Genomic DNA, 20629 nt, shown 5'->3' on the forward strand with positions numbered 1-20629 from the left:
GTAGATAGAGCTTATTTGCAGTTCATGCCTTTTGAATGCGACATAAGCTGTCCCGTTAGGGTTTAGCGGCATCAAAATTTTCGTTGAGTTGAATTCGGCTGACTGGCCTTTTCATCTATAGCAAGCTTGTTTTTATAGGTTTTGAGTCGTTAAAGCTGAGCTACCGAAGGGGGCGCACCGTCGTCGCCTCGGATTTTGGCGAAGCTGTACACCTCTTTCAAAGTTTTGGGTTTATTTGGAGTTGATGACTATGGCTGGAATATGGTCGTTTCGCGGCAGGTATAGAATCCTGCATATGACGTGGTTCGCGTTCTTCCTATCGTTTGTGGTTTGGTTCAACTTTGCTCCGCTGACTACGGCCATTAAGGCCGACCTGGGGCTGAGCGATCCGCAAATGCGCACCATCGCCATCTGCAACGTAGCGCTAACGGTGCCCGCCCGCATCATCATTGGCATGGTGCTCGATCGCTTTGGGCCGCGCATCACCTACTCCTGCCTGCTGATCTATGCGGCGATTCCCTGTCTGGCCTTTGCTATGGCCCAAAACTTTGAGCAGATGGTCTACTCGCGCCTGGCGCTGAGCATTGTCGGCTGCGGCTTTGTGGTTGGCATTCGCATGGTGGCCGAATGGTTTGACGACAACGAAATTGGCCTGGCCGAAGGCATCTACGGCGGCTGGGGCAATTTTGGCTCGGCGGGAGCGGCCTTTACCCTGCCCTCAATCGCAGCGGCCCTGGGCTTTTTAAGCGCTGGCCAGGTCAACTGGCGACTGGCGATCGCCCTCACCGGCCTTGCCGCCGCCTGCTACGGCGTCATCTACTACTTCAGCGTCACCGATACGCCCCCAGGCAAGGTCTACCAGCGACCCCCCAGCAGTGCGGGCATGGAAGTGACCAGCCAGCGCGACTTCTGGCTTTTGCTGGCCACCAACATTCCCCTGGTGGGAGCCTTGGGGGTGATTGCCTGGCGCTTGACCAAGGTTGAGTTCATCACGATGCAGACTCTGGCGATTATTGGGGTGTTGCTGGTGGGCCTCTACCTGTTTCAGGCCTACAGCACCTGGCAGGCCAACAAGCCTCTGATGACGGGCCAGAAGCGCTACGCCCCCGGCGATCGCTACCGCTTTTCGCAAGTTTTTAACCTGGAGATGGCCTACGTGGCCTGCTTTGGCTCCGAGCTGGCGGTAGTGTCGATGTTGCCCACCTACTTCGAGCGCGGCTTTGGCCTCACCGCCGCCGTCGCTGGTGCAGTAGCGGGCATGTACGCCTTTATGAACCTGGTGGCGCGTCCGGGCGGCGGGTTGCTCTCCGATAAACTGGGCAGCCGCAAGCTCACCCTGGTGATAACTATCGCGGGCACTGGGTTTGGCTACCTGCTATTCAGCATGTTTGGCCAGGGCATTCCGATCTTGTTTGTGGTGCTGATGACGATGGTGGCGTCGTTCTTTGTGATGGCCGCCGAGGGAGCCACCTACGCCATTGTGCCCCTGGTCAAGCCGCGTATTACCGGGCAGATTGCGGGCAATGTGGGGGCCTACGGCAACGTCGGTGCGGTGGTCTACCTGACGGTGTACAGCCTTTTGCCTCAGGGCGTAGCAGGCGACAAGCTATTCTTTCAAATGCTGGGCTGTGTAGCGCTGATCGTCGCCTTTTTGAATGCCTTCACCCTAAAGGAAGTCGTCGGATCCCACGCCGAGCAAGGGGTGCAGGTGCCCTCAGCGGTGCCGGTGCGGGGCGATCGCTAGGACAGCTCCGTCCCCATCTGCGCGCTCTAAAACCCTGCGCTAAACCTCGCACCCCGTAGGGGCGTAGCATGCTACGCCCCTACCCAACCGCCTCCTACCTACTCCTTATGTCAAATACGGCGATGGTGCCTCTAATGGTGCGCCTCCACGACCACGACTGGCACGGTGCTGATTTCTAATACGGCCTGCGACACTGACCCCACCAACACCTCATCAAGGGAGCGGTGTCCGCGTTTGCCGATCACAATTTCAGCTACACCGTAGGCTTGGGCGGTACGAACAATTTCTTCAGGTACCGCTCCGACACCCGTGACAAAGCGATAGCGAATATCTGTCAAAATTTGCCTGGTCTGGTTACGCAGTCGCTCACCCCCTTGGGGGTCATCCACACGAATGACGTGTAGCACGACCACCTCTGCGTCGCTTCGGCGAGCAAATTCTGCCACCTTAGTTAAAACGTCTACCGCGAGGGGCGAGGTATCCACTGCGGCAAGCAGTCCAATGCGACGCGACGCAGACACCTTAGTGGGGTCAACCTCGCCCTGCTCCAAAAGCCTGGGCGCAAAGGCGGGAATTGCCCAAGCTCCTATCGGCGCTGTAACGAGGATAGAAAGTGCAGCTATAGCAAGAATGGTTTCTCCACCCTCAATGCCTTGTGCTAATGGAATTGCACCAATGGCAGCCTGCACCGTTGCCTTTGCCGAATTGCCCGGCAGCAGAAACAGTCGCTCTTTCCACGTCCAGTTGCTCCCCAGAGTAGATAGATACCAGCCGATGCAGCGCCCGACGCAGGTGCCAATGGCTAAGATTACAAGCCCTACTAGAAAGGTATTGCCGAGCACGCTGAGCTGAATGCTGGCTCCCAGCAGTACAAAGAGAATAATTTCAGCAATTACCCACAGACTATCAAAGCCACCTCGCAGTCGTCGGGCTAAGGGGGCATCCATTTCAATGAGAAAAAACCCTGTGGCTATGACAGCCAAATAGCCAGAAAAAACTGGAACATCTACGGCTAAAACTACCAGTAGCAGAGCAAAGCAGGCTGCAACCAGGGCGTCTTGAACCGCGTTTTGTGTCCAGTTTTGCCTAGCTAGCAGCGAAACCAACAGGCGAGCGGCAAGCCACCCTAATAAAACTCCTAAACCAATTTGCAGAATGATTTGAAAGGGCAGCAACTGCACCGAATTAAGCGTTAAACCTCCAGGCAAAACCACCCCCGCTGCCGCGCTTTGGGTCAAAAAGGAAAGCAGCAAACTAAAGACCAGCAAAAGCAAGACATCTGACAGCGCACTTCCGGTCAATATGGCATCAGGAATGCCTTTCTTGACACCCCATCCCAGGCTTTTTAAGCGCAACATACCGGGCACAATGACGGCTGGAGATTCAGCACCAATGATGCAGCCAAGCAGAAGCCCCGTAGCAAAGTCAAACCGAAGCAGCCACATGGAGGCAACCGCAATGGCTACCGCCTCACAGGCCGCCGGCAAAAAGCCTAACCGCAGTGCTACGGTGCCCTGCTGGGCTAGCTTTTCGCGATCGAGCCCCAACCCAGCCTTCATCAGTATCACCATGACGGCTACAGCTCGTAGTGAGTCTGCTGCCCCCAAAACTTCTGGCGCAATTATGTTGCTGACATAGGGGCCAAGCACCATGCCGACCAATACCGTGCCAACAAGAGCAGGTACCCGCAGTCGTCGAGCAATTTGCCCGACGAAAAAGCCCATCAATAAAATCCAAATAGTGCTTTCTAGCATGTCGCCACGTCGAAACTAAATCGGAATACAACGTGACTTGCAGCGGAAAGATTGATTAAGGCCACAACCCTACCTTTCCGCCCCAAGTCGGAAGAGGTAGGAGCCATCAGCCTGATACAGGTTCAAACTATTGAACCGTGCTCAGCGGTTTCGGCGAGCTCCATCGCCATCGTTGCTTTCTTATACCATTATTATCCCAACACAAGGAAGCATCTGACCGTGCATCATGTTTTTACCCGATTTGGGGGGGCATTAAGAGACTAACTACCGATCAGACTGCGTTTCCCCCATTTTATCGGGAAGCGAAACCCAACACCCGCAAGCCAAGCCCTCAGCTTGCTACTTGCAAGTATTTTTAATCAAATTCAACTTCGCGGTTGGGCTTTACCAGCGCTCTACTCAACCCATGGCTCATAACTATAGCCTTTTCAAAAGCGGCAAAATCGTGCTGTAAATTCAAATTAGAGGCAACAAAAAGTTTTTGTCTATACATTGACATAAAAGGCTACAGACCCGCCTCACTTGAGAAGCCAGATAACGTTCTTGCTCATCGAACACAGGTAGCTTTGTATTCTATACAGAGGCTTAGACTTCGTCCAGTGCAGCAGGATTTTTATACGGCGGTTTAAGTCACCTTTCTAATTTCAAGCAAGAGGTACTAAATGCTCGAATGATTTCTGAAAACTGTTGATTGCGCTCCATGAATGCCATGTGCCCTCCTGGTGACAGTACGCTCAGTTCTGCTTGAGGGATTTCCGCGGTCATACGTTTGCTGGCAAATGGTCGTGTAGCAATATCGGACTTACCTACAATCACTAATGTGGGAACAGTGATTGCAGATAATGTTACTGTCTCGTCAAACTTAAACATCGCTAGAACTCCTCGCGCTAAAACTCCTGGCAACGCCTTGATGCCAATTAAAGTAGAAAAATTAAGCTGTCCCCGAGTTTCTGTGCCTCTGAAGCCAGAAAGTTTAGTTGTAAGCAACGTTGAACCATTCAAATAACTTAACCAGCTTATAACCCACAGCAGAGGAGAGAGAGCGATCGCCAGGTAAAGCAGCGGCTCTAACAAGGGTTTTTGCAGTGCCAGCAATAGTTTATTAAAAGTAGTGGTTTTGAGCGGATTAGTATACGTCCCATCGACAAGGATTAAGCCAGCGACCTGCTGCTCTAGACGTTTTGGAAACAAGCGGCAGAAGGTTAACAGGATCATAGATCCCATACTGTGCCCCACTAAAATGGCAGGTTGATCGTTTACCAGAGCCAGCACCGCCTCCAGGTCACGGGCATACTTCTCTAGGGAATAGTCCCGGTTATTAGGTTTTGGAGATTTTCCTAAACCAGGTAGATCCCAAACAATCACGCGAAACTGATCTGTGAGCTGCTTTTTAGCGTAATACCAGACTGTGCTATCTGGTCCCCAACCATGCGTCAGGATCAGCGTTGGAGCGCGATCGGGTCCGTAAAATTCAACTTGGATTTCGCTACCATCCGGTCGAACTAAACGTTGAACCCGGTCGCTGCGAAGGGGTGTGGGTTCATCTCGTCCAGGGCGATGGAGCAGCAAAATGGGTAGAAAGCCCAAAAACGACCACAGCAATAGTCCTATGCCTAAATATAACCATCGATCGCTGACCAAATCACCTTCGTACCATCGATAGAGTAGGTAAGGGCCACCTCCAACAAGGGCAACTGTCGCCAGATTGGACAGCAAACGCAGCAAAAAATCGAGGGGCATGAACATCGTGCGTTTTAACCTTTCCAAATCAGCAAATTAACCTTAGCTAAGATTAAAGAGAAGCTCGAAATAGGCGCAACCCTCTGTGGTTAGAGTGAAGCTTTTTTAGAATGAACATTGCCTGGGTCGTTGAGCCAAGATTTGAGCATTGGTATTGTTTCAACGCTGCATGAGATACAACACCTGACCCAATACCCGAGCGCTAAACCCCAACAAGGTGCGGCATGTGCTCTTTGGTAGTTTGGCAGGGGTAGTTTGGCAGGCATCGTTCGCGAAGCGTCTCCGTTTTGGAGACTCGCACCATCAAAGTTCTTCACACCTTCGGCCACGCCGACCCCAACGACCTGGTTGACTAACACAACTTTGGAAAGCATTGATATTCCGCAAGCTGGGTGGCGCGACAGCAGAACCCAACAGGCCCCAGATGATTGGCCAGTTTTGGGTTCCACTGCGTTTCACCTTACCTGCATTGGAAATGTGTCAGGCAGTCAGCCCAACGCCTGGAGCGATCCCATTCCCGTGCCGCCCGGTGGCATCGAGCTGGGGTACCTTAGCGAGCCCCAACAGGGATGGCAATTCTCACCAAGACTGTACTGATTGAGTATTGGTTGAGTAAGTCTCTTTACGATAGGTACCTCCTTTGCCTATAGCCTGGTTTAGGCAACAGAAACCCGGTGCCTTATCGCTTCTATTTGTAATCTGCGCCCTGCGATCGCTAAACACAAGCCGCTGATCGCTAAGCATGCACCGCTGTTTGGCAAACTGGCACAGCTGTTTAACGTGTTGCCCCTGCTGATCGTTGAACACAGGCCGCTGATCGTTAAACTGGCACACCTGTTTGGCATTGCAGGCCCACAGATTGGCATTGCGGTGGGCCAGCGAAAGATATTTTGCTGTGCACTGGTATTTTGCCTGGCTATTTGACCTACGTTCACCGCCGACTCGTTCGCCGCAGCTAGCAGCGGCAACCCTAGCGCCCGGCTCAGTTTGCCAGGGCAACCCCGGCGGCCAGCCAACGGTTCATACAATTTCCAGAGAGTTGTGGGAGAAAATGCAGGCGTACGCTCTTTTCCCTGTGCTGCCCTATGCTGCTCCGCCACCGATCGCTGAGGCTATTCTTCACCATGGCCCTGGGTGTAGGGGTAGCGCTAGCCACGGCTGTGCCGCTGCGGGCCGCAGAAACTCTAGCGCTAGATTTTGGCCCCTTTAGCCGCTCAATACCTACCGAGTCGTTGGTCACCTTTGCCGAAACCGGCACCGTTGACCGCCAGCTGGCCCCCTTTTTGCGGCGGCTCAACCCGGCCCAGCAGCAGGGGCTACGCACTGCCCTGACCCGCAGCCGAGCGGTGGATGTGGTGCCGATTTCGCAGTGGTTTAACAGCCCAATGGGCGATCGCAGCCTGCAATTTTTGGGCCAGCTGGCCCAGACCGAGGCCGGGCTCAACGGTCGTCAGGCGCTGCGAGCGGCGATCGTGGCGGCGGTGGCTGAGGATGGCGACATTTCGCTGCTCGATATTGTGCGTCACTTTCCTACCCGCAGTCTGCGGCTGGATATTGATCAGGGTATGACCGTCGCTCGTCAGGTGCGGGCCGAGGTAGCGGCTACCCGCACAATTGTAGGGGCCATCCAACAGCAGTCTGAAGCTGATGCCGCTCAGCCCCCGGTGCTCGACCTGTCCAGCCTGCCCGACCTCACCCAGCCCGGCCCCTACGGCAGTCGCCGGGTGTCTCTTACTCTGGCCGACGCCAACCGCGGCCGCACCTACGCCGCCGACGTGTTTTTGCCCCAAAAGTTGGCGGCTGTGCCCGGTCCCATTCCCGTGATTGTGATCTCCCACGGGCTGGGCGACAGCCGCACCACCTTTTTTGATCTGGCCACCCACGCCGCCTCTCACGGGTTTGCGGTGGCGCTGCCCGAGCACGTGGGCAGCAACAGCACCCAAAAGAATGCTATGCTCACCGGGCTCGATCGCGAAACCTTCAAGGCCCGCGACTTTCTAGACCGTCCTTTGGATGTGAGTTTTTTGCTCGATGAGCTAGAGCGGCTCAATGCCAGCACCTTTGAAAATCGGCTCAATGTTGGGCGGGTGGCGGTGGTGGGCCACTCCTTTGGCGGCTATACGGCCCTGGCCCTGGGTGGTGCCAGCATTGACTTTGAACGACTGGCCCAGCGCTGCGACCCTGCCGCCAACCTGCTGCTCGATGCCGCCATGGTGCTGGAGTGCCGCGCCCTGGAGCTGCGAGCCGATACAGCGGTGATGGCTCGCTTTGCCCAGGGCACCAGGGACGATCGCGTTCAGCTCATCATGGCCTTTGCCACCGTGTCTAACCTGTTTGGCCCTCGGGGTATGGCGGGGGTAGCAGTGCCGGTAATGCTGTTTGGCGGCGAGGTCGACCTGCTGGCTCCGGTGGTGCCGCAGCAGGTGGTCGCCTTTAGCTGGTTGCAGGGCCGCGATCGCTACCTGTATCTGGGCGAAAATACCTCCCACGGCCCCGACTTTACCAAGCTGGCCACCCGCTTTTTGTACCTTGACGACGCCTTTGAGCAGGGCATTGACGAGGCGCTCGCCTCGACCCGTGGGGTCAACCAGTCGCTGGTGGTGGCTTTTAGCCAGGTGTACCTGGCCGAGCAACAGGCCTACCGTCCCTTTTTGCGATCGCACTACGTTGAGGCGGCCAGCGCCGAGCCCTTTCGGCTGCACCTGGTGCGCGAGCTGCCACCTGCGGTGGTCAAGCAGCTATCGGGGCTACCCGGCCTGGAATAATAAAAGGTGCCCCTTTTTTTGGCCAACCTATGACCGCCCCTACCGTAGAAACAGCACTGCCCCTCACCCTGCCCGAGATGGGCTGTGGCACCTGGGCCTGGGGCAACCAGCTGCTGTGGGGCTACGACCAGCGCATGGATGCCGACCTGCAGCAGGTGTTTAACCACTGCCTCAGCCACGGGGTGACGCTGTTTGACAGCGGCGACTCCTACGGCACCGGGCGACTGAACGGGCGCAGCGAAATCCTGCTGGGGCAGTTTGCCAAAGATTATCAGGGGCCGCAGCGAGAATCCCTTTGTCTGGCTACCAAGCTAGCCGCCTACCCCTGGCGGCTAACCCCTGGATCGGTGGTAAAGGCTGGCGCTGCCTCAGTCCAGCGATTGGGTCGCCCCATCGATCTTGTGCAGATGCACTGGTCAACGGCTAACTACCTGCCCTGGCAGGAAGCGCCTTTTCTCGACGGGCTGATGGATCTCGTAGAGCAGGGCCAGGCGCGAGCCATTGGTCTGTCGAACTTTGGCCCCCGGAGGCTGAAGCTGGCCCACCAGCGGTTTCAGGAGCGGGGGCTGACCATCGCCACCCTGCAGGTGCAGTACTCGCTGCTGTCAACCTATCCGGTAACCGAGCTGGGCCTGAAGGATCTCTGCGACGAGCTGGGCATTCGGCTGATTGCCTACAGCCCCCTGGCCCTGGGGCTGCTGACGGGTAAATACTCAGCTCCGGGGCCATACCCGCCGGGAGTTCGGGGCTTATTGTTTCGCCAGCTGCTGCCAAAGATTCAGCCGCTGCTGGATACGGTGGCGGCGATCGCGGCCCAGCGCCAAAAAACCTCGGCCCAGGTTGCCCTGAACTGGTGTCTTTGCAAAGGCACCATTCCCATTCCCGGTGCTAAAACCCTGGCCCAGGCCGAGCAAAACCTGGGCGCTTTGGGCTGGCGGCTCGATGCAGGCGAGGTGGACGACCTCGATCGGGCGGCTCGGGGCAGCGATCGCCAAATGGTGCAAAACATTTTTCAGTCGCGTTAGCCCAGTTACCCTTTTCAAACTTTCCCTTTCAAACTCTTTAGAATAGGGCCGAATCCAAAAGCCCCGGTTCAAACGAGGCACCCTGCAGGGGCAAACGACCGTTTACCCCATCTGTGAATGAGTAATCATACCAATCGTCCATGCCGCTAGCGCGGCACCCCCAACGATAAAAACAGCCATAGCCGGTCCCTGAGCGAAGTCGAAGGGATGGCTATCTATAGAGCAAATCCTGTCTGTATACCCCCGATTTGTAGGGGCATTGCAGTGCAATGCTCCCTACGAGGTACCGGTTACAAATCGGGGTTGTGTGACTCGGACTTGGTATCAGTCGAACACTAATTGGGGTGTCCTAAACACAGGAGATTACGCCGCTTTCTCTGTCTAAAGCCAGAGTAGATTTCGACCGAAGGAAAGATGCACTAGTGGATTCAAATCTCGATAATTGACTCGTCAGCTTGGCTAAGCCCCAAAGTTGACCCCCATCATGAGTCGCCCTTCCCCTCAGGAGAACTTCCATGTTACGCTACGCGCTGATTTTTCTGGTTGTAGCTTTAATTGCTGCTTTCCTTGGGTTTGGTGGTGTGGCTGGTGCAGCCGCTAGTATTGCCCAGATTTTGTTCTATATCTTCCTGGCTATTTTCGTGATTTCGCTGATCATGAGCTTCGTCAAGCGGGCCTAGACATTTACTGCCCTGGACACTTACTACCATTGAGGGTGCAGCGGCTAGACAGTGTTAACTCTATTGAACTCAACATCCCTCTCTCTTCTACACCGTTGAAAGAGGGATTTTTGCTGTTTTTGTGCCTACTTCACCCCCCGCAGGGCCACCATCCAGCGGTTGGGTTTGCTCTTGGTGCGGGCGGTTACGTGCCAAACTCGACTGCCAGAAAAATGGTTGACCACAGCCACCATGCCAATCAGCGCCTTGAGCCAGAAATAAACAGGCGACAGCAGGCAGTAGAGCACCCCGTGGCGGCGAGTGTAGGTAGAGGCGGCAGGTCGCAGCCCCATCGCCACCGCCACCTGCAGCACAACGCTCAGGGTGAGCAGCCCCATCAGCACCAGGTTGAGGTTCTCGAAGTCGAGATCGCGCGTGCTGCGGCTGAGATAGATGCTGAGCAGCATGGGCACCACCTGCCACACCAGCGGGTAAAACCCCTGGCTAAAGAGCAACATCAGCACCCAGCAGGGCTTTTGGGCCTGGTCTAGGTGAGGCGATCGCAGCACTCGGCCCAGGTGCAGGCCCGCGACCTCCAGCCAGCCCTGGCTCCATCGCTGGCGCTGCAGCCACAGCCCGCGTAGATTGTCGGGGGCTAGCTCTGTAGTAACAATGGCCGGGTCATGCACCAGACGATAGCCCGCCAGCAGGCCCCGCACCGTGACATCGATATCCTCGGTCAGGCGGGCATGGTGAAAGCCCAGGTGGCGCAGGGCAGCGGTGCGCCAGTAGCCATTGGAGCCGCCAAACAGGGCGGTGTCAACCAGCAGCGATCGCCCGTAGTGGCTAACTCCATAAATGCACTCAAACTCCACCGCAATCAGCTGAGTCAGCCAGCTGTCTTTGGCGTTGCGAATAATATTGCGCCCCTGCACCATGTCATAGCGCCCCTGGTATAGCCAGGCCCAGGCCCGACTGAGGCAGTCTGCCGACGGGTAGTGGTCGGCATCAAAAATGCCGGTCATCTCTCCGGTGGCCACCTGCAGAGCCGCATTCAGGTTTTCAGCCTTGGAGTGGCTGTGGGCTACCGGCAGCAGCACCAGGGCTGGGTAGCGACGGGCCAGGGCCTGCAAACGGTTTTCTACCGGCAGGCGAACCGGAGAGTTATAGGCCAAAATGATTTCCCACCCCTGGGCGGGCGGCGTTACCTGGGTGAGCCAGTGGAGCAGGGTGTCTTCGATGATGTCTTGTTCGTTGGGCAGGTAGGCCGCCACAATGACCGAGACAAAGGGCAGCGCAACCTGGGTGGGCAGCAGCTCCGGTGCCAGGGTGGGCAGCAGCCCCGGCGTTAGGGTGGGCCGGGCCACCAACCCAGGGCGACGCCAGCGCCCCACCCCACTCCACCGCTGCAGCAGCCCCCGGTTAAACCAGGGGTTAGACCGGCGGCAGCTGTAGATCACCACGGCGGTTTCGGCATTGATCACCACCAGACCAATTAGGGAAACCACCAGCAGTGCCCCCTGCAATATCCCCAGGCTATGGTTGTGGTTAAGGGCGACAATATACACCACCACCGGTATCCACAATAGCCAAATGCTTAACCAAAGCAGCCGCCTGGCGATAGCCAGAACAGGCTCAGCAAACAGCGCCAGGCTCGACTTCATAGGCGGGGATTAACTCCTTATGAGTAGGTAACAAGGCCAGCAGCCCGACGATATACCTGTGCCGCTAACGACCGTAGACCATTATGACAGCCAGGCTAGGATTAGCCCTGGGACAACCTGGCCAGTACCTTGGGTGCCCCTGACGCCCTAGTGAGCCTTTCTTACCTGCTGATTGTCCCAAAAAAAGCGGATTTTGGATGAATCTTTGGGAGGATTGCTGCCTGGACACCGTCGATTTGGATTGAAAAAATACGGCCTAGGGCAACATTATTTTCAATCAAAAGCTATTCTCTCAGGTTGCCATCCTGACTGTCGCGGCGATAGCGGGGGTCGCGCCAGGCCCCGCCCACCCCGCGCAAAATTCCCCGCCCAATTAGGCCAATACCGCGCCCAATCACGTCGGTGAGCACGTAGACAATGCCGCTGCCCACCAGCGATACCGCTGAGCGAAATCGGGGGGCGATCGCATCACGAGCCTCCACCGCCAGCGTGACCGCCCGCTGCAGCCCCGACAGCTGCTCTAGCTCGTCGCGCCGGGGCGAGTACACCGTCTCGGCCTGAATACCGCGCTCGGTGAAACCAAACAGGCGGTACTGACTCTCAAAAATGGCCCTGGGTTCGCTGATTAGCCCATCCCAGCGGTAGCGCCAGGAGAGGTCATTGCGAAAGCGTTCGATGTCGCGGCTGGTCATGAGGCGGCGGTGGTAGAGGTTTTTCTTGAGCAATTCCACATCGGCAAAATGGTTGAGCACCGGCTGCACAACGGCATTGGCCAGCTGAATCAGCAGGTGCCCCAGCAGGGCCTGACTGCGGGCCATCGCTACAGGACTGGCGGCCTCGTAAAGGCCCCCGTCAACCACCAGCGATTCGTTAAACAGCAAATGCCCCAGCAGCTCGGGCACCAGGGGAATGCGATCGAGAATGGCCGCCTGCACCACCGGGGCCTCGGCCAGCAGGGTGGGCACCACTGGCTGCTCTAGGTTGCCGACCTGAAGGGTGTAGTAGCGGCCAAAAAAATCGGTTACGGCGGCCTGCCAGAGGTCTTGCAGCACCAGGGGGCTTTTTTCGCTCAGCTGTCCCGGCAATACCGCCGCCTGGCGCAGGTTGTCGAGGCTGTCTTCGACCTTGCGCAGCACCAGGTAAAACAGCTCCCGCTTTTTGTCGTCGCGCAAAATATCGGTTTCGAGGGGCACCCCGCTGGTGTTCTCCAGCAGCCCCTGAAGCTGGTTAAACAGCCGCTCAAACACCAGCGGGGCCAGGTCACCCTGGCTGAGGGCGAGACGCTCGGCGGTAGCGACCGTTAGAGCATCGTCGGTGGGGCCAGGGTCGCTCCGTCGGGGCGGAATTGGCGGCATTCGCCGGGTCAGACGGGGAGTCAGATCATCGGGTGGCCCTGACTCTGGCTCAGCGCGGCGCGGTGCCACGGCTGGCTCTGTGTCTACCAGGCTGGGGGTGGCCAGCAGTTTGCTCACCAGCCAGCGAGCGGCCCGCAGCTCTCGGTAGCGCCCGGCCAGTACGGCTTCCGTCAGCAGCGACCCTCGCCCCCGCCGCTGCTCGGCTTCGATCGCAACCATCACCGCCTCAATTTGCTGCACCGACGATCGCCGCAGGCTGAGGCGCAGGTTGGTGAGGGCACTGGGCGACGCATTGACGGTAGAAAGAGGCCGCTCTCGCATGGATACCGCAGGCGATCGCTCCGGACGAGGGCGGAGGTCTTGCTGCCCCGGCGGTTGGCTGGGCCTGGGCCTCGCTAGCTGCTGCACCAGGTTTTCTAGCTCGGCGACGGCCATACTGCGGGGGGCAAACCCATCGGCCCCCATCTGGCGGGCGGCGGCCTCTAGCACTGGCTCGGCCTGGGCGCTGAGCACCAGCACCGGCAGAGTGGGGTAGCGGGTCTTGATGTCGGCGCAGAGACGCAGCCCCGGCAGCTGGTCGGGCTGCCCGGCCCCCAGCCCCAGGTCGAGAATCACCAGATCGACCCCTGGGCCATTGGCCAAATCGGCGCGTTCGGCCCGACTGGCCAAGATGGCCAGGGTATCATCGGTGCGGGTGGCCTCGGCCACCACGCTGTACCCAGCGGCTTGCTCCAGCCAAATCCGCAGCCCCAGCCGAAACACGGGGTCTTCGTCGACCAGCATGAGGCGCAAGGGAGCGATCGTCATTCTGACTCGGTCGTTGAGGAACTGCCCCCACCGGGCACGGGGCGGCCCTCAGCCTCCCAAATCGACCAGATGTAGGCGCGCTCGGCTTTCCAAAGGGCGATCGCATTTCTGGCCTCGTTGTGGAGTGCCCGCCCCGCCCCAATCTGACTGGCCAGATTGATCGCCGCCGTCAGGCTGCCGCCGTAGGCCAGATCCTTGGCCTCATCTAAAATTGGCTTGTCTTCGGCAATTTGAATTGAGGCCGTCCACTCCTGCACCAGCCCCTGGGCGCGGCTGTGGAGGGCGCGACCGGGCTCAATTTTGTTCGCCTCGGCGATCGCTTCTTTCAGCTTGTCCTGCTCAGCCAGGGCCACCGCCGCATCGAGCATGGGTCGGTCTTCAATCACCTGAATTTCTTGTTGCCACTCGGCCACCAGGGTTTGGGCCTCGACCCGCAGGGCGCGACCCAGCTCGACTTCACTGGCCTTGGCGATCGCGGTTTCGAGGGCGGCAATGGTGCCGGGCTTAGCCAAACTGCGGGCCTCAGCTAAAATGGGGCGATCGGCAATGCGCTGGAGGTTAGCCTGCCACTGGGCCACCAGGGTTTGGCCCTGAATGCGCCGAGGACGGTCAACGGTGACCATCTGGGCCTGGTGCATCGCCCACTCGTAGGCAGGCCGATGGCCCAATCGGGCCACCAGATTGCTAAACGTCAGCCGTCTCAAATCGGTCAGCTGCTCGCTCCACTGCTCCGTTGACGCCTGGCCTGTTGAAGGTAGCTCAGCCGTCGCGTAGGGGCTGTTCTCCGGCAGCTGACTGACGGCGCTGACGGCAGCCATCAGCCCAAAGAGGTGGCTATAGCGAGGGGCCACACCGCTCGGGTCGGCCTGGGCGGCCAGCTGTTGGGCGTGGCTCAGGGCCAGCAACTCCTGGGCGGCGGGCAGCAGGTGGGGGCTGGGCGGTACCACGCTAGCCAGTTCTAAGGCACCCGCGCGATCGCCCACCTGCCAGCGCTGTAGGGCTACATCCAGCACGGTCTTGCTCCAGGCGTCGATGTTGTCCTCTGCCGCCTGCCACACCTGACTGCGCAGGTCGATGTCCCGCGCCAGCACCACCGCCTGCCGCAAGTTTTCAATCTGGTTAGTGCTCGCTAGGGCGCGGGCCTGCAACAGCTGGTTCCAGGCCTGCTGCTCGACCAAAAACTGCTGCTGCCAAAACACGTAGCGCGTGGTTAGCCAGTAGTCGCTCTTGAGCGACTTAAACTCCTGCAGGTGGGTTTTGGCCAGCGCCCAGTCGCTAGCGGCCAGCGCCGGTTTGATCTTGGCCTCGATCGCCCGGCCCTGCTCCCAGTCCTGTCGCCACTCAAAAATGACCGCCTGGGCCGAGTTGCGCAGGGGCGTATTGAGGGGAATCTGTTCCGCCAGATCGATCGCATCGTCGAGCTTACCCGCCTGGGCCCAGCGGTTGGCCAGCACCAAAATCTGCTCCGAAGCGTCCTTCAAAATTTCCTGGGACTCATCGTACTTCGAGTGGGTGCGGGGCCAGTTGGCCGTCAGCAGCACCGACTGCACCAGGTTGTTGGGTTCGCCCGTGCGGGCCTGGGCCTTGGCGCAGTACAGCAGGTCGCTCTCCGAATGAAAGGGCGTCACCTGCTCGCAGTCGGGCAGGGGTGGAATGCGGGTCAGCCACATCAGCGCCCAGCCGCAAAAGATTCCCGACCCCGCCAGCAGCAAAACCCACAGGGTCAGCCAAAACCACTCCCACGGCTTAACCTGGCGGCTCGGTTTGGGGCGCTGCCGACGCGAACTCAAGGGCGAAGAGGCCGGTGTAGATGCCATGAAGTCGAACTACCGAGAGCGAGCTGTAGAATCTAGACTGTCAGGACGGCATGAGCTAGCCCGGATTGGCTCAAACCCCCGCTGAAAGCAGAGATGCTGACACATTGTAGAAGCAATCTATAGACTTGGCCTTAGATTTTGGGCCTATTTTTTGAGGAATGGCACAGGTATGGCGCACGACATAATGAAACGTCTGGGTCCCCAAAATAAACGTGCTGTGATGGGCAAAAATCGGTTCCAGCGGGCGATCGCCCTGGCGGCCATACTGGGGCTGGCAGCCGCGCCGGGTGCCGCCAGCGACCAGCTGCGACAGTTTCTGATTAGCCGCCGCTGCGTGGGCTGCGACCTTAGCGCCACGGTGCTGGCTGGGGCCAATCTAGAAGACGCTGACCTGACCGGGGCCAATTTGGCTGGGGCCAACCTGCGCCAGGCCCGTTTACCCCGCGCCCAGATGGCCCAAACCGACCTGCGCCAGGCCAATCTCAGTCAGGCGGTCATTAGCCAGGCCGACCTGTCAGAGGCCGACCTGGCTGGGGCCAACCTGCGCGGGGCCACGCTAACCGGCAGCCGCCTGGTCGGGGTCAACGCCACCGCCATCAATCTGCAAAACGCCGAAGCCCGCGAGAGCAACTGGTCCGGCAGCGACCTCAGCGACAGCCGCCTGGATGGGGCCTCCTTTGCCCAAGCCGGCCTTGCCCAGGCCAACCTCAGCCGGGTCACGCTCACCGATGGCAGACTCTACCGGGCCAACCTGATTGGAGCCCGGCTAGACGGAGTCGACTTCACCGGGGCCGACCTGCGAGAAACGCTCATTCGAGACGCCTCTGTAGACGGCGCTAACTTTACCAACGCCGATCTGTATGGCGCTAATCTGGTCCGTACCGACCTCAGCACCGCCCAATTTTGCAACACCCGTATGGCCAAAGGCGAGATCAACAACGATCACTGCGCCGAGCTAGGGGTAAGCCCCGATCGCCCTGCTTCTTAGAGGGGCGATCGCAGCAGAGAGATAGGGCTGAGGCGCTTGGACGAATCCTCAGCTTTGGCCTGCTCCACAGCCAAAGCGCCCCGGCTAGACAGGTTATGCAAAGGGCGGAATGGCAGGCGACGACTCACCAGGGCCACCAATCCGCAGAGTTGACCCATGCCCCCACCCCCGACGCACTAAACAGTAGTCGTTCACGATGTCGTGGGGCGGTTCCTTTTTCTCGCTTGGGTTTCGGTTAAATTCAGCTGACTATTCACAAACCGCCGCCGCGTTGAGGGCGGCAGAGCGTGATAGCTGCCGTAAAAATGACTGAATTGCCAAAAGGCTTTAAGCAGTTTCCAGGTGTAGGGTTGCAGGTCCTGCTGACCATCAATGGAGACCTTAATTGAGTCACAATTCCACAGCACGGCTTAATCTCCTGATGTTTGGCGGGTTGAAACTGTCCCTCGGTGACCTTCAAACTGCCCTCAAGGGACGTTCAACTTAGGCTTCGACTTGCAGCGTCGGCACGATCTTGACCGGGTTGGCCAGGTTCCAGACGTTGGGCGAGGAGGCGATCGTCGCCTCATACATCTGCTGGAATTTTTCGGGGGTGGCGTCGCCCTTCACGGTCAGCGTCCAGCGCATGTCCTGATACCCGGCGTGAATTGATTCATCTAGCTTGAGCATGCCGCGCACGTCGAGGGTGCCGGTGCTGCGGATCTCCACTTTCTCTAGCCGAATGCCCTCTACAGAGCAAAATTCCACAAAGGTAGCCACAATGCAGGAATTGACGCCCGCCAGCAGCACCTCCTGGGGGTTGGGTCCCATATTGGTGCCGCCCAGTTCCTTGGGCTCATCGATGGTGAGCGAGAAGTCGCGGGCGTAGGCTTGCCCAGCCCAGTCGAAGAAGGTCATGCGGGTGAGCGATCGCGTGCCGTCTACCCAAGTCGTAGCGGCGTGGAAGGCCATCTGCGCATGGGCGGCATCTTGCTGAATGGCGGCAACTAGCTCGGTGACGCCGCTGGGGGCAAAGCCGTTGATGGTATAAACCTGCTCGGTCGTAGTCATAGTCAAACTCCTTGATTTTGAGAATTAAAAAACATGCAAAGCTGTGAAATGACCGCAGCTATTTTGGTTTGCTATTGGTCGTCGTCCGACAAAAACTCTTGGGTCAGGGCCGCAATTCGGGCGTATCCTGGGGCACTCAAGGCCTGCACGCTCTGCTCAAAGCTGGGATGGGTCATGCCCACGATCAAAAACGCGTTTTGGTACGATCGCTCTTGAATGCGCTGCATCTCATCCCGTTGGTGGGCAGCAAAGGTCCGCTCAGTTGCTCGCTCCAAACTGGCGATGTCGAGCTGCACCTGAGCCATTAGCCCCTGGTTCAGGTAGCGAATAATGGCGATGTAGTCGTCAATGGCGGTAGCGATACCTTTGGCATCCATGGTTCGAGCGATCGACTCAACCATCAGAGCGTCCAGGCGGGCGTGCTGGGCCTCCTCCTGCCAGTGGTACTTCAGCAGGCTGCAAAACTGCGGGTCGAGGGCATCCTGCTGGTGACGAACGCTTTCGAGAAAGTGCCGCTGGGTCATCCACTCGATGTGCAGGGTCACCAGGGCCACGCCCAGAGCGCTGTGGCTGAGCACAAAGTCGGCAATTGCCTGGGGTGGCCCGATTACTTCGCAGCGGTGACCAAACCCGGCCTCAAAGGCCGTCGCAAACTGGCGAAACAGGCGAATGTGCTTGCTCTCCTCGGCGGCAAAGCCCAGGTAGGCCTGGGTGGCCGCAATGTCGTCACAGCCCAGGGTTTTGGCATGGTCAACCACCAGGGGCAGAATGAACTCTTCCACCAGGCCAAACAGGTGCAGATAGCTGTTGCTGCGAATGTGGTTGAGCAACCGGGCGGCCTCGGCATCTATGCCCGGAATCGCCTCGGCCTGTACCAGCGTCTCGGGCAAAAAGGGTCGGGTAAAATCGAGGGGGCGATCGGGGCCGATCAGGTCTTCCACCTGCCAGGTCACCCGCGCGGAATCTTTAAGAATCGCCGGGTAGCCGTATTTGGGAACGGTTGCCGTGGTCATAGGGTCTCCTTGCCATAACTGGGGGCCTGCTAGGACTGAATGGGGCAGCGCCCTGGGGCCATTGGTTTAACGTGTTTTCAGAGTAGATAAGGGGCCGTCGCCAGGCCGTCGCACAATCGTCCCAGCAGCGTCAAACCTAGGCAGATTCAGCTCTGACCGATGGCAACGACTGATTTCTGGCATCGCTAATTCGGGTGTTGCGACGCCGCAAGGTGGCCATGCTGCTGATGGGTGTTGCCTCGGGGCTGCCCTAGCTCCAATGGATGATGCTTTGTGGGGCTGGATGGCCAAGGCTCAGCTCGATCTGCCACTCGTCACCCTGATCGCCGCCCTGCCAGGCTTGCTGATCCCCTGGCGCGATCGCGAGGAGGTCGATTAACGCAGTACGCTTGGAGCAAGACGTTGCTGACGTAGGAACATGCTCTTTCTAATCGTTGCCATTGCCCCCTGGCTGCTCTTGCTCTACGCCGTGTTGGTGCTAGCCGGTGGCGTGATGGGCTACCTCAAAGCCCGCAGCAAACCCTCTCTGATCTCAGGGCTGATCAGCGGCGCAGCCTTGCTGATCGCCTGGTGGATTACCCTGAGCAGCAGCTACAACGCCGGTATAGGGCTAGCCACCTGCCTGGCGATCGCGCTCCTGATCATCTTTAGCCTGCGCTTCCGCAAGACCAACAAAGTCATGCCCGCCGGACTAATGGCGATCGTGAGTTTGCTCTGCGCGGCTGTATTTGCGATCGCGCTTTCCCTGTAGCCTCTTGCTAGATCCAGCTTTCGCCTATCTCTAGACTAGAGACAACAGGTTAATAGGGGTCCAAGGTTTCAGGTATAGGGCCAGCCTTGAACCGTGCACCTTAAACCCCAAACCCTGGATCGTTAAACCTCACGCGCTAATCAGCGGCGTCGCCTTGGCCTTAAAGTCAGCCTTCACCAGCGCATTCACCGCCGCCTCAGGGTCTTTTACCCGAAACTGCGCCCCCAGCCGCACAAACTGGCGCTGCTGGTTGCCGCCAATCACCGCGATCACCGGCACCCGTGCATATTTCGGGTCATCGCCCTGGTTGTTGCGAATCACGTTGCGCAGGCGGTGCTGCTGCTCAATGTCGCCCGCCAGGCGTGGGTCTAGCTCCACCATCACCATGCGCACATCTTCAATCGATTCGGCATCGTCGATGATGAACTGCACGCGATCGTCGCGGCGATCGACCTTGCCCCAGATCATCAGCCGCTTGTCGGCGACAATGTGCTGACCGATGCGCTCGAAGGATTTGGGGAAGACAACGGCCTCCGACTGGCCGGTGAGATCTTCGAGCTGCACGATCGCCATCCTATCCCCCTTCTTCGTCACCACCGGCTTGACGCTGGCCAAAATCACGATCGCGCTCAAAGTCACGTTATCCGGCTGCTCGTGCAGTTCCGCCAGGTTGATCGGGGCCAGTACCCGCGCCGATCGCTGCACCGACTTGAGTGGGTGGTCAGAAATGTAGAAACCCAGCAGCTCTTTCTCCTGCCGCAGCTTTTCCTGAGCCTCAAAGTCGGCCACCAGGGGCGCTTTGGGGGCGGTTTCGTAGCCGCTGGTGGGAGATGCGGCCTGGGTATCACCGCCGCCCAGCATCATGTCGAACAGGTTGCCCTGGCCAATTTCGCGATCCTTGGCGCGGCCTTGCGCCCAGTCGATCACCAGCTCCAGATCCTGCATTAGCTGGTTGCGGTTGGGGTCGATTTTGTCCAGCGCACCGGCCAGAATCAGCGATTCTAGGGCGCGGCGGTTGACGGCGTGCAGATCGACGCGATCGCACAGTTCCGCCAGCGACTTAAACGGCCCATCCGCCTCGCGGTTCTTCAGAATGCACTCGATCGCCCCCAACCCCACGTTGCGCACCGCCGAGAGGCCAAACAAAATACTCTTGCCCTCAGGGGTGAAGTCAACCAGCGATCGGTTGATATCCGGCGGCAGCACCTCAATGCCCATAGCGATGCAGTTGCCGATATGCATCTGCACCTTGTCCTGGTCGCCGCTGTTGGAGGTCAGCAGCGCCGCCATGTACTCCACGGGGTAGTTGGCTTTCAGGTAGGCGGTCTGGAAGGTGACGAACCCGTAGGCGGTGGAGTGCGACTTGTTAAAGCAGTTAGAGGCCACCTGCCCGTCAGTCAGCAAAAAGTTGTGGTCGCGTGCCACCCCGATGTCGTAGACCGGCTGCACTCCCAAAGACTGGCGGCTGACGATTTTTGCCATAGTTGGTGACGCTCC

At 58.5% G+C, this 20629-nt stretch carries 15 protein-coding genes and 1 riboswitch; of the genes, 6 read left to right on the plus strand and 9 right to left on the minus strand.

Annotated features, from left to right (window positions below):
* Positions 1 to 250 precede the first annotated feature (250 nt).
* Entirely contained in the window at positions 251 to 1744 is a 1494-nt protein-coding gene (locus IQ265_RS05380; RefSeq protein WP_194051341.1) for a NarK family nitrate/nitrite MFS transporter, read from the plus strand.
* Positions 1745 to 1875: 131 nt separating this feature from the next.
* Here IQ265_RS05380 and IQ265_RS05385 read toward each other — a convergent pair whose 3' ends face one another.
* Both IQ265_RS05385 and IQ265_RS05390 read right to left on the minus strand, forming a co-directional pair.
* Positions 1876 to 3498 (minus strand): cation:proton antiporter, encoded by a 1623-nt coding sequence (locus tag IQ265_RS05385; RefSeq protein WP_194051344.1) that lies wholly within the window; start codon positions 3496 to 3498, stop codon positions 1876 to 1878.
* Between the two features lie 90 nt (positions 3499 to 3588).
* Positions 3589 to 3675: riboswitch (Fluoride riboswitch) on the minus strand.
* 453 nt (positions 3676 to 4128) lie between these two features.
* Positions 4129 to 5238, minus strand: coding sequence for an alpha/beta hydrolase (locus IQ265_RS05390; protein ID WP_194051346.1), 1110 nt, complete (start codon positions 5236 to 5238; stop codon positions 4129 to 4131).
* Between the two features lie 1085 nt (positions 5239 to 6323).
* Here IQ265_RS05390 and IQ265_RS05395 point away from each other — a divergent pair.
* From IQ265_RS05395 to IQ265_RS05405, 3 genes are all read left to right on the plus strand, one after another.
* The gene (locus IQ265_RS05395) at positions 6324 to 8003 is read left to right on the plus strand and encodes an alpha/beta hydrolase (protein WP_194051348.1); all 1680 of its coding nucleotides are present in this window, start codon (positions 6324 to 6326) and stop codon (positions 8001 to 8003) included.
* A gap of 29 nt (positions 8004 to 8032) precedes the next feature.
* Complete coding sequence (locus tag IQ265_RS05400) at positions 8033 to 9028, plus strand: aldo/keto reductase (protein WP_194051350.1); 996 nt, start codon at positions 8033 to 8035, stop codon at positions 9026 to 9028.
* A gap of 515 nt (positions 9029 to 9543) precedes the next feature.
* Positions 9544 to 9708: a DUF1328 domain-containing protein gene (locus IQ265_RS05405; RefSeq protein ID WP_194051352.1), complete on the plus strand. Its 165-nt coding sequence runs from the start codon at positions 9544 to 9546 to the stop codon at positions 9706 to 9708.
* A gap of 125 nt (positions 9709 to 9833) precedes the next feature.
* Here IQ265_RS05405 and IQ265_RS05410 read toward each other — a convergent pair whose 3' ends face one another.
* From IQ265_RS05410 to IQ265_RS05420, 3 genes are all read right to left on the minus strand, one after another.
* On the minus strand, positions 9834 to 11351 hold the full coding sequence (locus tag IQ265_RS05410; protein ID WP_194051354.1) for a glycosyltransferase: 1518 nt from the start codon (positions 11349 to 11351) through the stop codon (positions 9834 to 9836).
* A gap of 284 nt (positions 11352 to 11635) precedes the next feature.
* A complete protein-coding gene (locus tag IQ265_RS05415; RefSeq protein WP_194051356.1) occupies positions 11636 to 13513 on the minus strand; it encodes a DUF3685 domain-containing protein in 1878 nt (625 codons plus the stop codon).
* Positions 13510 to 15303: a hypothetical protein gene (locus IQ265_RS05420; RefSeq protein ID WP_194051358.1), complete on the minus strand. Its 1794-nt coding sequence runs from the start codon at positions 15301 to 15303 to the stop codon at positions 13510 to 13512. The genes IQ265_RS05415 and IQ265_RS05420 overlap by 4 nt, the downstream gene beginning before the upstream one ends.
* A 211-nt stretch (positions 15304 to 15514) precedes the next feature.
* On the opposite strand from IQ265_RS05420, the gene IQ265_RS05425 reads away from it, so the two are divergent.
* Positions 15515 to 16318 (plus strand): pentapeptide repeat-containing protein, encoded by an 804-nt coding sequence (locus IQ265_RS05425; protein ID WP_194051360.1) that lies wholly within the window; start codon positions 15515 to 15517, stop codon positions 16316 to 16318.
* Here the strand turns inward: IQ265_RS05425 and IQ265_RS05430 are convergent.
* The 3 genes from IQ265_RS05430 to IQ265_RS05440 form a co-directional block, all read right to left on the minus strand.
* Entirely contained in the window at positions 16315 to 16476 is a 162-nt protein-coding gene (locus IQ265_RS05430) for a hypothetical protein (RefSeq protein ID WP_194051362.1), read from the minus strand. The genes IQ265_RS05425 and IQ265_RS05430 overlap by 4 nt on opposite strands.
* 325 nt (positions 16477 to 16801) lie before the next feature.
* Positions 16802 to 17368 carry an OsmC family protein gene (locus IQ265_RS05435; RefSeq protein ID WP_194051364.1) on the minus strand — a complete coding sequence of 189 codons (567 nt, stop codon included), beginning with the start codon at positions 17366 to 17368 and terminating at the stop codon, positions 16802 to 16804.
* A 71-nt stretch (positions 17369 to 17439) separates the two neighbouring features.
* Positions 17440 to 18381, minus strand: a complete 942-nt coding sequence (locus IQ265_RS05440) for a hypothetical protein (RefSeq protein WP_194051366.1) — start codon at positions 18379 to 18381, stop codon at positions 17440 to 17442.
* A gap of 418 nt (positions 18382 to 18799) precedes the next feature.
* On the opposite strand from IQ265_RS05440, the gene IQ265_RS05445 reads away from it, so the two are divergent.
* Entirely contained in the window at positions 18800 to 19132 is a 333-nt protein-coding gene (locus IQ265_RS05445) for a TMEM14 family protein (protein WP_194051368.1), read from the plus strand.
* 129 nt (positions 19133 to 19261) lie between these two features.
* On the opposite strand, the gene IQ265_RS05450 is transcribed toward IQ265_RS05445, so the two are convergent.
* The gene (locus IQ265_RS05450; protein ID WP_194051370.1) at positions 19262 to 20614 is read right to left on the minus strand and encodes an OB-fold nucleic acid binding domain-containing protein; all 1353 of its coding nucleotides are present in this window, start codon (positions 20612 to 20614) and stop codon (positions 19262 to 19264) included.
* Positions 20615 to 20629 lie beyond the last annotated feature (15 nt).

Source organism: Nodosilinea sp. LEGE 06152, assembly GCF_015207525.1.
Lineage (GTDB): Bacteria > Cyanobacteriota > Cyanobacteriia > Phormidesmidales > Phormidesmidaceae > Nodosilinea.